The sequence below is a fragment of the Citrobacter sp. R56 genome (genome assembly GCF_016811995.1).
In the GTDB taxonomy this organism is placed as follows: Bacteria; Pseudomonadota; Gammaproteobacteria; order Enterobacterales; family Enterobacteriaceae; genus Citrobacter_D; species Citrobacter_D enshiensis.
Genome location: NZ_CP069159.1, coordinates 2288589 through 2301719, shown reverse-complemented (window position 1 = coordinate 2301719; position 13131 = coordinate 2288589). Strand labels below are relative to the sequence as shown.

The 13131-nt window shown below is 51.6% G+C and carries 11 protein-coding genes; 4 read left to right on the top strand and 7 right to left on the bottom strand.

All coding sequences use genetic code 11. The features are described 5' to 3' along the window. Positions 1–43: 43 nt before the first annotated feature. Together JM656_RS10945 and JM656_RS10940 are read left to right on the top strand one after the other, a co-directional pair. Positions 44–613: a flavin reductase family protein gene (locus JM656_RS10945; RefSeq protein ID WP_203361165.1), complete on the top strand. Its 570-nt coding sequence runs from the start codon at positions 44–46 to the stop codon at positions 611–613. Between the two features lie 162 nt (positions 614–775). Further along, entirely contained in the window at positions 776–1825 is a 1050-nt protein-coding gene (locus tag JM656_RS10940) for a GGDEF domain-containing protein (RefSeq protein WP_203361273.1), read from the top strand. Positions 1826–1829: 4 nt separating this feature from the next. Here JM656_RS10940 and pptA read toward each other — a convergent pair whose 3' ends face one another. Together pptA and JM656_RS10930 are read right to left on the bottom strand one after the other, a co-directional pair. Beyond that, positions 1830–2057, bottom strand: a complete 228-nt coding sequence (gene pptA, locus JM656_RS10935; protein WP_203361164.1) for a tautomerase PptA — start codon at positions 2055–2057, stop codon at positions 1830–1832. A 10-nt stretch (positions 2058–2067) separates the two neighbouring features. After that, positions 2068–3000 carry a LysR family transcriptional regulator gene (locus tag JM656_RS10930; protein WP_203361163.1) on the bottom strand — a complete coding sequence of 311 codons (933 nt, stop codon included), beginning with the start codon at positions 2998–3000 and terminating at the stop codon, positions 2068–2070. A gap of 96 nt (positions 3001–3096) precedes the next feature. On the opposite strand from JM656_RS10930, the gene JM656_RS10925 reads away from it, so the two are divergent. Next, on the top strand, positions 3097–4068 hold the full coding sequence (locus tag JM656_RS10925; RefSeq protein WP_203361162.1) for an NmrA/HSCARG family protein: 972 nt from the start codon (positions 3097–3099) through the stop codon (positions 4066–4068). 170 nt (positions 4069–4238) lie between these two features. On the opposite strand, the gene JM656_RS10920 is transcribed toward JM656_RS10925, so the two are convergent. Continuing rightward, positions 4239–4856, bottom strand: a complete 618-nt coding sequence (locus tag JM656_RS10920; RefSeq protein ID WP_203361161.1) for a glutathione S-transferase family protein — start codon at positions 4854–4856, stop codon at positions 4239–4241. A 330-nt stretch (positions 4857–5186) separates the two neighbouring features. On the opposite strand from JM656_RS10920, the gene ansP reads away from it, so the two are divergent. Beyond that, positions 5187–6677, top strand: a complete 1491-nt coding sequence (ansP, locus tag JM656_RS10915) for an L-asparagine permease (RefSeq protein ID WP_203361160.1) — start codon at positions 5187–5189, stop codon at positions 6675–6677. Between the two features lie 78 nt (positions 6678–6755). Here the strand turns inward: ansP and JM656_RS10910 are convergent, their stop codons facing one another. From JM656_RS10910 to JM656_RS10895, 4 genes are all read right to left on the bottom strand, one after another. After that, on the bottom strand, positions 6756–6977 hold the full coding sequence (locus JM656_RS10910; RefSeq protein WP_203361159.1) for a YgdI/YgdR family lipoprotein: 222 nt from the start codon (positions 6975–6977) through the stop codon (positions 6756–6758). A gap of 140 nt (positions 6978–7117) precedes the next feature. Next, complete coding sequence (locus JM656_RS10905; protein WP_203361158.1) at positions 7118–8179, bottom strand: YncE family protein; 1062 nt, start codon at positions 8177–8179, stop codon at positions 7118–7120. Between the two features lie 254 nt (positions 8180–8433). Continuing rightward, positions 8434–9099, bottom strand: coding sequence for a GntR family transcriptional regulator (locus tag JM656_RS10900; protein ID WP_203361157.1), 666 nt, complete (start codon positions 9097–9099; stop codon positions 8434–8436). 393 nt (positions 9100–9492) lie between these two features. Then, positions 9493–12615: an autotransporter outer membrane beta-barrel domain-containing protein gene (locus JM656_RS10895; RefSeq protein WP_203361156.1), complete on the bottom strand. Its 3123-nt coding sequence runs from the start codon at positions 12613–12615 to the stop codon at positions 9493–9495. Between the last annotated feature and the right edge of the window lie 516 nt (positions 12616–13131).

Here is a 13131-nt window from a genome sequence, read left to right as displayed (position 1 = left end):
CAATACTATTCCCGTTACGTTTTCATCTTTCTGAGGAACTGCCATGAGCCATTTTCGCCCTGTTGAGTTAACGCATGCTTGCCGTCTGTTAAATCATGGCCCGACGATTCTGATCACCTGTCGGGACAGTCACACTGAACGACGTAACGTCATGGCGGCGGCGTGGTCCATGCCGGTCGAATTTGAGCCACCCCGTATCGCAATTGTGGTCGACAAAAGTACCTGGTCGCGCGAACTGATTGAGCGTAGCGGCATGTTTGGCATTGTGGTTCCGGGAGTGGCCGCCACCAACTGGACCTATGCGGTCGGCAGCGTTTCAGGACGTGTGGAAGACAAATTCAACTGCTACGGGATCCCGGTGGTGAAAGGCCCGGTGCTCGGATTGCCGATGATTGAAGAAAAATGTCTGGCCTGGATGGAGTGCCGGTTGTTGCCTGCGACGTCCGCGCAAGAGAAATACGATACACTGTTTGGCGAAGTCGTCTCGGCCTCTGCCGACGAACGCGCCTTTGTGGAAGGTCGCTGGCAATTTGACGACGACAAGCTCAATACCCTGCACCATTTAGGCGCCGGAACCTTTATCACCAGCGGGAAACGGGTCACGGCGGGATGAACGCCTCACGTTAAGGATAAAGTTGAATTCTGCTCCACGGTTATTACACCCTAATTCACACTCTCTGGGGGCGGGACTTTCCGCCCGTTTTACGTATGTATGAAGTTTATGACGCCAAATAATAGAAAACCTGCCTATACCATCTGGGCCAAACGTGAAGATATGGTTGAACGCGGAATGGCGATCAGCCTGCCGTGGTTCGCTTTTGTGAACATCAGCTTTGCGTTGATGATCCTTTTCCGTCGCGCCCTGTTTACTGATGCGGATACCCTGTATCAGGCGAAGATAAGCCTCCTCCAGTCCATCGACAGCGCGGTGATGGGAATTGTGCTGATCAGCGTCATCCTGATTTTCTCGCCACGGCGAAAATCGTGGCTGAATCAGGGTTTGCTAGTACTGCTGAGCCTGCTCTGGTCCTTGTGCATCTACTCGTTCATCGACCAGTGGCAATTACCGGTTGCCTATCCACTGTGTTCCATCTTGCTGCTCAGTGCCGTCGTGGCGCTCTATTTTCACACCCCGACTTTGCTTTCCTACGTGATACCGCTGTGGTTCACGGTGCCGGTGGCAAGCGTTGTGCTTAACCACGGGATCAATCCCCACTTTGCGGTCGTTTGGGTCATCTTCACGCTGATTATGCTTGGCGGGCGCGTCATCCTGCTTCGCTGGTTCGATGAAGCCTGGTATCAGAACCAACATAACAACGTGCTCATTTCTCGCCTTGACGCCCTCGCGCACCGAGACGCGCTGACCGGCGCGGCAAACCGACGCGCGCTGGAGGATGTGCTGCACAGCGCTACCGCCAATGACAGCGCATTCACACTGCTGATGCTCGACGTCGATTTCTTTAAACGCTACAACGATACCTACGGACACCCGAAAGGCGATGCCTGCCTGGCGCAGGTGGCGGAAGTGTTGATGCAGTCGGTGCGTAGTCCGGAAGATGTGGTTGCGCGCTACGGCGGCGAGGAGTTTGCGGTAGTGCTGTTTGGCGCGTCGCTACCGGAGGCTGAGCAGGTGGCCGCCAGAATCAAAGCCGGTCTGGAGACAGCGGCAATCCCCCACTCCGCGTCAACGGTAAGTGACAACGTCACGGTAAGTCAGGGTATCGCCTGTTCAGCGAAAGATAAAACGGCTGAACAGACGATTGCAGAGGCCGACGCCGCACTGTATCGGGCAAAACAGGCCGGGCGGAATCGTTGGTCACGCTAGCCGGTTACATGCTGTAGCCCGGTTTTTTGATCAGTGTATCCATCTGGGGGGCGATCTCCGCGTCCCAGACCGCTTTCCACTCTGCGGGTTGGATTTCGTTTAGCGCCACGCTCACCGAACTCTCTTTACTTTGCAGGTGACGAACGATAACGGCGGTAATGTCCTTGGCCAGTGCGGTTTTCTCATCGTCATTCAGTTCGCGGGGAAAACATTTGATATCGACGTGCGGCATAGCAGGCTCCTTATTCATTATGTGAGGGAAGTGAAGATATGTTCTCATCTTTGCTGAGTTTTAAAATCAGCTCTCTGAGCCAGCGATAGCCCACATGCCCATGGTTACGCTCATGCCATATGAGGCTGACTTCAAAACGCTCTTTTAACCATGGCACTTCTACGACTGAGAGTTGATTGAACGATTCTTGCATAAAACGTCGGGGAACCAGAGCAACTAAACGACTGGTCGCGACCATCGCCGGAATAAACAGGAACGAGGCAGCAGAGAGCACAATGTTGCGCTTTAGTCCCGATTCGGCAAGCAGTTCGTCAACAGGGGTGGTAAACCCACCGCCAACCGGTGAAACAATAATATGCTCAAGTTGGCAAAATTCCTCCATAGTCAGTTTTTCCTTTAGTGCGGTATGCCCTGCACTCCCGACCAGCACATAGGTTTCATAAAACAGATGCTGAGTTCGTAAAGACGGATAGGCGGTTTCCGGCGTGGCAATAACCAAATCCGTTTGCCCTGCTACCAGTTGATATGCCGACTGTCGCGGATCGTAATTGCGAATGGCGATGCGTATCCCAGGAGCAACCTCCCTAAGGACATTAATGAGCGGCTTGATCAGCGCTACCTGGATGTAATCCGTACAAGAGAGTGTTGCCGTCAACGCGGAGTCTTCTGGCGTAAATTCGTCTTGTGTATTGAGAGTAAAGCGGATCTTTTCTAGCGCTTCGCTGAGTGGAACCATCAGCTCAAGCGCCTTTGCCGTCGGTATCATTCCTCTTCGCCCCGGGATCAGCAGCGGATCGCGAAACAAAGTCCTTAGCCGGTTGAGCTGAGCGCTTACTGCCGGTTGACTCAGATGCAATCGTTCTGCGGCTTTGGTCACATTCAGTTCGGCGAGTAGCGCCTCCAGCGTTAGCAACAGGTTCAGATCTAATTTTTTGGTATCCACTCAATGGATTCCTTGGCAAAAGTTAATCGATTTCACTTATCCCTTATCTGTTTTCATAATGCAATCATTCCCTTTCAGAACCCTCAGGAGAGTAAAATGTTGTCAGACAACAAGCCGCTGATAGCCGTTGTCGGCGCACTGAGTAAACAGGGTCGCAGCGTCACACGCACCCTGCTACAAAGCCAGCGTTATCGTGTGCGGGCTTTAACCCGTAACACACAATCCCCGGCAGCGCAGGAACTGCAGCGACTGGGTGCCGAACTTAGCGAGGTGAACGTAGAATCGGCTCATGAGAATACCCTCGTCGCCGCATTTAATGGGGCAACCGGTGTTTTCCTAATGACGCCTGGTGTCGTTCCTGATGCTACAAGGACAGAAACCATTGAGCTGGCGTTGGGAAAACGACTGGCAGATGCAGCGCTGAACGCCGGTGTTGAACACGTTGTTTTTAGCAGTCTGGAGAATGTTGAAAAAATAACATCAGGGAAATTATGGGTTCCACATTTTACCGATAAAGGCAAAATCGAAGAATATATTCGTACCCTTCCGATGAGTAGTTCGTTTATTCAAATGGCTTTTTTCTATACCAATCTGCTTGAATATTATCAGCCGCGCCAGGAAGGTGAAGATCTGGTGTTTCCTATCTATTTACCTGAGGAGTTTCGAGCCCCTTTTGTCGACCCGCTCACCTCGACCGGGCCAGCGGTACTGGAAATGTTCGATAACCGCGAAACTTATGCCGGGCAGACGCTTCCCGTCATTGGGGAAATGCTGACGCCACGCGAAATGGTTGAAACCTTTAGCAAGGTCACAGGAAAAAAAGCAGTTTATCGTTCGGCTGTTAGGCGTGATGAGTTGCTTCATCTCTTTCCGGCATTCGCCGAAAATAACGGTCTGGTCGATGAACTGACCGGGATGACAGAATATGCGGTTAGCTATGGCTATTTTTCAAAATACAGGGATCTACACTGGAGCCGAAACGTCTTTCCAGCAACCCGAACCTGGGAGACATTTCTTATCCATTCAAAATGGCAGGGAGAAAAATTGGATTTATCATTTTACCCCTGATTTCCTGCATCCGATCAGGGGGATTTCCGTTCTACCAAATGAAATCCAATATCAATAATGACATCTTTTCCCTATATCTGGTCAATACGATCAGCCAACGAACAGGTCGGTAAAATTGTTATTACCTCGAAATGTAAAAGCGGCAAAGCACTGTGCCGCTTTTATGACTTTCAGATAATTTCATTGTTTTTCAGCACCGTTCGCAGCTGCGGTATCTGGCATACCGCATCGGCAATCGCGCTAATGTTCGGCGTATGTTCCTGAAACCAGTCATGGCCTGGCCCCCAACTGCGCATCACGCCCAGGTAGCAATCCAGCAGCGTGAGCTGTTCGCCAAAGGCGTACGGTTCGGCAATGAGCCGATCGTTTAGCCAGAGATAGAGCGATTTGCGGTGTTCCAGGCACGATGTTTTCAGCTGCAAAGGCGCGTCTGTGGTCCAGCGCTCAGGATAATCGGCATAGGTAAAAGTGGGATACACATTCGCCACCAGCCAGATGAGCAGACGCTGGAACTGTTGCCGTTCCGGGTGATGGATAGAGGGCGCGAGATCGGGACGACGATCGAGGATCATCAGCGCGATGGCTGCGGTTTCCGTCATGATGTCGCCATTTTCCAGTACCAGCGTCGGCACCTGGCACAGCGGATTACGTGTTTTCAATAAATCGCGTTGCGGTCCCTCGTCATCGAAACCGGTGACATCGACAAATTTATACGGGATTTCAGCCAGGGTCAGCATGACCTCGCTGATTGCCGATCCCCAACCGGGTACACCATAAACAGTCATCATACTGCCTCCAGCGTGCGTAAAACGCTAAGTGTAGAACAGCCTGGTCAGTTGCAGGTTCCAGCCCGAGAATACGGGCTAAAACCGCGGTCATTATCGCAAAAATACCCACTGGCTGAATCGAGGCCATCCCCTGCCTGTTCTGACTTCATGAATTCTTATGCATTGGTTTTGCGTCAAAAAAAATTAGCAGGTAGGATGCTGCGCCACCCATGTTTATCCCTACCCAGAATAACGGGAAAAGATGAGTGGCATGCAGCGAAGCAATCGTTTGAGTCGCCAGCGGTACGGCAAGCTGCGTTCCTTCGGACAGACAGGCTAACAGGTAACGTAATGAAAACAGACAACGCAAGCTCACTTGAGCAACACGCTGCGAAACGACGCTGGTTGAATACCCACGAGGAGGGGTATCACAAGGCGATGGGGAACCGCCAGGTTCAAATGATTGCCATTGGCGGCGCGATTGGCACCGGCCTCTTTTTAGGCGCAGGCGCACGTTTACAGATGGCTGGTCCTGCGCTGGCGCTGGTGTATCTGGTGTGTGGTATTTTCTCGTTTTTTATTCTTCGTGCATTGGGCGAACTGGTGCTCCATCGCCCTACCAGTGGGAGCTTTGTCTCCTATGCCCGTGAATTTTTGGGTGAAAAAGCGGCTTTTGTCGCAGGCTGGATGTACTTCATCAACTGGGCAATGACCGGGATCGTCGATATCACCGCCGTGGCGCTGTACATGCATTACTGGGGTGCTTTCGGGGATGTTCCACAGTGGGTCTTCGCCCTCGGCGCGCTGGCGATTGTCGGCACCATGAACATGATCGGCGTAAAGTGGTTTGCCGAGATGGAGTTCTGGTTTGCGCTGGTCAAAGTGCTGGCGATTGTGGTTTTTCTGGTAGTCGGTACCGTCTTTTTAGGATCAGGCCAACCGCTGGATGGCAACACTACCGGGTTTCATTTGATCACCGATAACGGTGGATTCTTCCCGCACGGTCTGCTGCCAGCACTGGTGCTGGTGCAAGGCGTGGTGTTTGCTTTTGCCTCCGTTGAGATGGTGGGGACAGCGGCCGGGGAATGCAAAGATCCGCAAACCATGGTGCCAAAAGCGATTAACAGCGTGATCTGGCGGATTGGTCTGTTCTACGTCGGATCGGTGGTACTGCTGGTGCTGTTGCTGCCGTGGAACGCCTATCAGGCAGGCCAGAGTCCGTTCGTGACCTTTTTCTCAAAACTGGGCGTGCCTTATGTCGGCAGCATCATGAACATCGTGGTATTGACCGCGGCGCTCTCCAGCCTCAATTCAGGTCTGTACTGCACCGGACGTATTTTGCGCTCGATGTCGATGGGCGGTTCTGCGCCTAAATTTATGGCGAAAATGAGCCGTCAACAGGTGCCGTATGCCGGAATTCTGGCGACGCTGTTCGTCTACATTTTCGGCGTATTGCTTAATTATCTGGTTCCTTCTCAGGTCTTTGAGATCGTGCTGAACTTTGCATCGCTGGGTATTATTGCGTCGTGGGGATTCATCGTGGTCTGCCAGATGCGTCTGCGTAAGGCGATTAAAGAAGGTAAAGCGGCAGACGTCAGCTTCAAAATGCCGGGCGCGCCGTTCACCTCCTGGCTCACCCTGCTGTTCCTGCTTAGCGTGCTGGTGTTGATGGCGTTTGACTATCCTAACGGAACCTGGACCATCGCTTCCCTGCCGTTGATTGCGATTATGCTGGTTGCCGGTTGGTTTGGCGTACGTAACCGCGTTGCGGAAATTCACCGTCATGCACCGGGCGTTTCAGAAGATGCTGCGCTCAAAGAAGCAACAGCGGATCAGCGATAATTTGTGTTGGATGCCCGGTGACGCAACGTTTACCGGGCATTGGCGAAAAGCCGGACAGCACGTTCCGGCTGAGCGAAATTAATTCGCTTCGATAAGCTCAGCAACGTCATTGCTGTTAATTTCCCGCTTATTGCCGTCCTGATCGGTGTAACTGGTCATTCCCGTCTCTTTATCCAACTTTGGTTTACCCTGAATCACAATGGTTTTCCCCTGTTTCGTCGTCATGACGTAATCGGTGGTGCAACCCGCCAGAGTGAAAAGCATAACGCCCGCGCAAAGGCACATAAGTGGCTTCTTCATAATATTCCTGTATTTTTCAATCATCCAAACGTGCCGGTAGTGTAATTCCCTGATGTTGACCAGGCTACTTGCGGGGTGTAACGAGGCATGTCGGCTTGTGGGAGGAAAGACAGGAGAGGATTTCCCTCTCCTGTTGGGGATTATAGTGCGATACGGATCACATCATCTGGCTGGGTGGCTTCCTGCTCGCGAGTCGATTTTTGTTTAACGCTCACGTAGAGGGTTTTTCCATCGGCAGAAAGCGCGAGGCTATTCGGGAAGGTTGGCGTGTCAAACGTCTTCACGACGTTGTAGCGCTTCGCGTCAATCACGCTAACTTTACCGGCCTGACGATGGGTGACGTAGGCTTCGTTACGCGCAGGGTTGAAGAGCACCGCCAGCGATTCAGGCGCCGCCACTTTTGCCAGCACTTTGCCGTCACGCGTATCAATCACTAACACTTCCGCCGCTTTCGAATCGGTGATAAACGCGCGGTGCCCGGCCGTGTCCAGACTCAGGTTAATAAAGAAGTGCTCTTTACCGTCGTCCAGCAATTTCTTGCGGCTCAGAATTTTATTATCAGCGGTATCAATGGTGATGAATTCGCCATCGGCGTTCGTGGTATACAAACGCCCTGCTTTACTGTCGACAGCCAGACCGGTGCTCATCTTGCCGGTATTCTGGATGGTGGTTTTCAGTTTGATGGATTCACCATCGACCACCCAGACAACGCTCTCTTTACCGATGCCGCTGATGTAAACCGTATTGGTTGCCTCATCCGCCACCAGTTGGCGTGGCTGCAACGGACGCACCTCTTCTGAACGCTGGCGGGGATCGAGGACCAGGCGACCTTTGACATCACCCGTTTTGGCGTCAATGGCCGTCAGCGCGCTGTTGACCGTATTGCCAAACCACAGCGTTTGGGTTGCATTGTTAACGGTTGCGCCAAACGGTTTGAGATCGTTGTGAATCGCCTGAGTGACTTCCAGCGTGACAGGGTCGAGGCGATACACGATGCCGCCTTTGTCAATTTTACGGCTCTGCGACGTGGCCAGCCACAACGCATTTTCCTGCTGGCTATAGGCCATTTCATATGCGCCCTTACCTACGGCTTTACGCAGCATTTCTTCCGCAGCCTGCGTGCTAAATGACGACGCAACAAGCAGTGAACCTAACAATAATGAACCCCGCAGGCGCGGCGAAAACAGATGACGTAAATGCATGACGACTCCCTTTGATAAATATCTGTATAACTGCTTCACACGGCTTCGATGAGCAACATCATGGTGTTGCTCTTTTTAATGAATGCGAATAGTAATCATTATTTATCAATATGTGGAGCATTCTTTTCACCCGCCACGTAATCTTCTTAATTTCTCCACGAAGGCACGAATGGTCACAAGGGTATTGGCGTGTTGAATAGCGCAGAAAGGTAAGACATCAATAGCGGGGTTCTCCCCGCTATATTCCGGCGAGATTAATTAAGATATTGCGTTCTAATGACGGTGACATTTTTAGCAATGATCTCTTTCAGACACTGGCGGCACTCGTCTTTATCTCCTTGCGCCAGCGCGTCGAGCAACCTGTGATAATATTCCACACGGCTCTGATAACCGTCAGGCACCCCATTAGCATATAAAAAATGCAGGCTGGGGCCCATTCGTACCCACAGTTGTTCAATCATTTGATAGAGCGTTGGCATATTGGCATAACGGTAAATTTCAAATCGTAACGCGTGATTTGCCAGAAGTCGCTCTTGTATCGTGCCGCCTTCGTGCGCCTGTTGATACTGCTCCAGCAACGTGGCGAGGGTCTGCATATGCTCGGCAGAAATCGCCTCTGCCGCCGCCGCTACCGCCATACCTTCAAGTTCGGTGCGGACATGGTTGATCTCTTCCCATCTCGCCAGTGAGATGTCCGGCACCATAAAGGCCTGAGCCGGAGCAACAGCCAATGCGCTGGCGGAGACCAGCCGCAGTAATGCTTCCCGAACCGGCGTAATACTGACCCCCAGATCGTGGGCAATATTTTTCGTTATCAGTCTCGCACCTGGTTTTAATGCACCTATCGTCAACTGGTGTTTCAAACCGTTCTCAACCTGTGTCGTCAGGCTGATATGTGATGTTCTTTCCAAACCGGGCATTTTACATCCTTCAGTTATTCATCGAGCGACATCTCAATTAAACCCCTATATAAGGCAAGGGATTTAATTTTAAAAAAGTGAACCTGGTCAGGAATAATAAAAATAAAAACCAAAAGTGATAGTTTACCCGCATGACATTTTGTTTGTTAACGTTCTGTGACGTATTTTGCGGTGCTTTAATTAAAGCCGCAAATGACAAATTTGCCCATTTTTTATGGCGGAATTATTACTTTACACTGCACGAATTCGTTGGTTTACGGCTTTGCGCGATTTTTCCTGCCATTGCTGGGTAAATAAAAATGGTGCAAAAAAACCGGGATCAGAAACTGATCCCGGTTTATACAGGGCTAAAAATAGATTAACAGATTGATTTAAAACATTTTAAAGAACCTGTCAGAAACTGTATTTCACGCCGATCATCGCGGAAGTATCGCTGTAACCTTTATCACCGATCTGAACGCCAACATTACCCCACAGGTTCAGGTGCGGATTCAACTGGCCCTCTACGCCGGTTTTCAGTTCCCCGAGATCCTGCGAGCCATCCTGGCTGACGCGCATGCCATCCATCCGGACACCAAACTTCTCGCTGTTGTGGATCCAGTTGGCTTCCACAAACGGCTGGAAGGTCCGGTTTTTACCGTCATCGATTTTGCTGTGGCCTTTCAGGAAAGTACGCATCCCCAGACGGGTCTGCACATTGTTTTCCCCTTCACCGCTGACGCGAGTGCCATTGCTTTCACGGTGATCGTCCGCGGTGACGCCCATCCAGATGACCTGCGCCTGCGGCTGGATATACCACTCATTCAGTGAGCCCTGACTGCCGGTAAACTCGCCCAGTTTGTGCGTGTAGCCCGCTTCAAGCGACGCGGTGATCCCGCGCGATTTGTAGGACTCATTCTGAATATCCTGTCCTTTGACGTCATTATCAAACCAGCCGTACTGCGCCCAGCTGTCCAGGTACATGCCCTGTCTGGTTTCATCGTTCTGATACCAGGTGGCGTAAAGCCCGGCGCTGTAACCGCTGACGGTGCCTTCTGAGCGATAACCCGTGACATTCGAACGGCTGTTGCTGCTGTTACGACCGTAACCAGCCATCACGCCAAGATGCCAGCGTTGCAGCTCATCCGAACTCCATTGCGCAATATCCCCGCCCAGTTGCACCACGTAACGGTTGCTTTGGGTGCTGATTTGCCCGCTGCTGTCTTTAAAGCGGTTATGCCCGCCGACCTGACGCAGCCACATGCTGGTGACTTTCTTCTCGCCGGTCAGCGCGTCGGTATACTGAGGTTCTCCCAGACGATCGTGCAGACGGGTGATGAACATAGTATTGGCCGCCATCAGGTTAGCGCTATAGCTGGCGGCTTCAGGACGAACGACCGGTTTACCAGGAACAATAGGTGTATCTGGTGTATCTGGTGTATCCGGTGTATCCGGTGTATCCGGTGTGTCTGGTGTATCCGGTGTATCCGGTGTGTCTGGTGTATCTGGTGTATCTGGTGTATCTGGTGTATCCGGCGTGTCCGGTTTGGGTGTCGGAGGTGCAACATACTGGTTAGTCAGGTACCAGTCAGCCCCTTTTTTCTCCAGGCTGTAGTCGTAAGCCCCGGCCACAATACGCCCGGATTTGGTGAAGGTCCCGTCAGACAGCCCTTTCACTTCGACAACACGGATCCCGTTAAGGGTCCAGTCACCATTCCCACCGGCATTGTTCACCTTCACGAAGGTGTTGCCGCTGGTATTGCCGTTGACCACAATGTTGTCCGTCACCGAGGCATCATTGCCCAGCACGGTGTTCAGCACGACCGTACCGTCCTGCCCATACCAGTTATTGGCGGTCAGGGTGCGTCCTGCGCTCATAGGCAACGAAGCGGGTGCGACAAAATTAACGGTCCCAGCGAGATGAATATCCTCAACCCGTGAATCCGCCGTCATGTTCCAGCGACTCTCTTTGTCGATGTTGACGTTCGTCGGGTCAATCCAGCCGGTCAATATCGCGCCGTTACGCAGTGACAACGCGGTGTTGTCCTGGCCGATGATATTGCTGACCAGTTGCGCCTCTTTTTGGCTGCCATCCAGCACCAGTTCGCCGCCGTCAATACGGGTATCACCGGTCCACTGAGTTTTACCTGACAGCGTCAGCGAACCCTCACCCGTTTTGGTCAGACTGCCCGCCGATGTGCCGTCGACAATGTCTCCGGCAAAAGTGGTATTGTCAGTGGCTGTTGCGTTGTTCGCCGTCAGCGTCGCGCCATTCAGACGCACTTCTCCGCCGATGCCCCCCAGTCGGTTAACCTGCTGGTTATTCGCGTTCAGGTCAAACACGCCGCCGTTGATGGTCACCTCATTGCTGCTGGCAATGCTGTCAACCACGTCCGTGCGCAGCGTACCGTTATTGAGGGTAGTTTTGCCGGTGTAAGTATTCACGGCACTGAGTACCGTTTCCCCTGCCCCCTGCTGGGTCAGCGAGCCCGTACCGGAGATGACGCCAGAGAGGGATGTTTCGTCAGGGTTGTTGATAACAAATTCGCTGTTGTTAAGCACGTTACCTACAATCGAGCCTGCGCTTGTGCCATCACCCAGTTGCAGCGTCCCACCGCTGATGGTAGTGCCGCCTTCATAGGTATTTTCGCCCGTCAACACGGTCGTTCCGCTGATATTGCTCAGGGAACCCAGCCCTGAAACGGCAGGCGAAAACAGGTAATTTCCGGAGGTATCGGTGTGATTAAAGACTAACTGGCTACCGGCAGCGTGCAGTCTGACGGCAGGAGCCTCTAATGTACCGGGTGTCGCCGCTGCTGAGTCTGGCTTCGCGCCAATGACCAGCATGCTGGAGTCATTATTAATATTGACGCCACCTTCAGCCACCATCGTGCCGTTATCTTCAAGCACCAAAGCGCCGGTGCTGGACGCCTCGCCTGACTTTGGTTTAAAACCAATACTCAGAATGCGATTTGTCCCTATGTTCCATGTTGAGCCCGCACCTTTAATCGTTGCCGCCCCCGTTGCGCCCGATTCAATGGCAATCCCGCCACCCATTGAATTCACCGTGCCACCGTCGGTGACGCTTAATATACCGTCGCCATGACGTCCAACATTTAATTGACCATCAGTAATCGTAAAACGGGAGCCTTTTCCGCTGACGTTAACTGTACCTTGTGTTCCCGCGCTATCCGCAACATGAGAAACCGAGTTACTGGTGACGTTACCGCCGTGGGTAATATTCAGCGTACCGCTGCCGTTAGTCCCCACCGTAATGCCAGAAGTGTCATTTGCTGTAGCAAATAATTCTGAGTCCGCGCCATCAACGTTGACAACGCCGGTACTATTGTTGTTTTGGCCGATATTGATAAACAGAGTATGCGCTTTACCACCGTTCTTAATTTCCAGCGCACCGTTGCCTCCACCACCAACAGCTGTTGTTCCTTCGCTTGCAGGAATATTGCCCGTGGTGACGCTATCAAACCATGAGCCGCCATCAACAGTGATAGTGCCGTTATCATTTCGGCTGTATCCCATGACGGACCCGTTTTCTAATTTGGGATCTTGCCCAGTCACCACCGTCTCACCGCGGGAAATAAGCAGCGAACCCGTGCCGCCGTCGCCGACATATAATGCCGGTGGCGACGCAGGAAGCTCTGCAACCGTTTTTGAGTCGTTAATAGAAAGTGCATTAGCATGCGCGGTTGTGCAAATTGACGCTAAAACAATTAAACCCACACCATCCAAAGGGATTATTTTATAAATATTATTGCCGTTGTAACTCAATATATCATTCTCCATGTTTCATTATTTTCCTAGCTGCCAATTCCATCAGAGCGGCCAAAAAGAAAATTTAACATAGGGTTACATATTATTTCAAATTTGCAACGACGACCGCATAATTAACAATCGCATTTTGTATAAATATTGTCATTGCTAGTAATTGTTATTTTTTTCAGATATTATATAAAAAGACTTTAATTCAGCTTTTTTAATGCATTAGTTATTGACAAATACATCACGTTATATATTCGCTGCTCTTTTAAAGATGTA

Bases quoted from the DNA above. Each gene is read 5' to 3' on its own strand.
- JM656_RS10895 (WP_203361156.1), bottom strand. From the start codon at position 12,615: ATGGGATACAGCCGAAATGATAACGGCACTATCACTGTTGATGGCGGC.
- JM656_RS10910 (WP_203361159.1), bottom strand. From the start codon at position 6,977: ATGAAGAAGCCACTTATGTGCCTTTGCGCGGGCGTTATGCTTTTCACT.
- JM656_RS10900 (WP_203361157.1), bottom strand. From the start codon at position 9,099: ATGCCCGGTTTGGAAAGAACATCACATATCAGCCTGACGACACAGGTT.
- ansP (WP_203361160.1), top strand. From the start codon at position 5,187: ATGAAAACAGACAACGCAAGCTCACTTGAGCAACACGCTGCGAAACGA.
- JM656_RS10905 (WP_203361158.1), bottom strand. From the start codon at position 8,179: ATGCATTTACGTCATCTGTTTTCGCCGCGCCTGCGGGGTTCATTATTG.
- pptA (WP_203361164.1), bottom strand. From the start codon at position 2,057: ATGCCGCACGTCGATATCAAATGTTTTCCCCGCGAACTGAATGACGAT.
- JM656_RS10920 (WP_203361161.1), bottom strand. From the start codon at position 4,856: ATGATGACTGTTTATGGTGTACCCGGTTGGGGATCGGCAATCAGCGAG.
- JM656_RS10945 (WP_203361165.1), top strand. From the start codon at position 44: ATGAGCCATTTTCGCCCTGTTGAGTTAACGCATGCTTGCCGTCTGTTA.
- JM656_RS10925 (WP_203361162.1), top strand. From the start codon at position 3,097: ATGTTGTCAGACAACAAGCCGCTGATAGCCGTTGTCGGCGCACTGAGT.
- JM656_RS10940 (WP_203361273.1), top strand. From the start codon at position 776: ATGGTTGAACGCGGAATGGCGATCAGCCTGCCGTGGTTCGCTTTTGTG.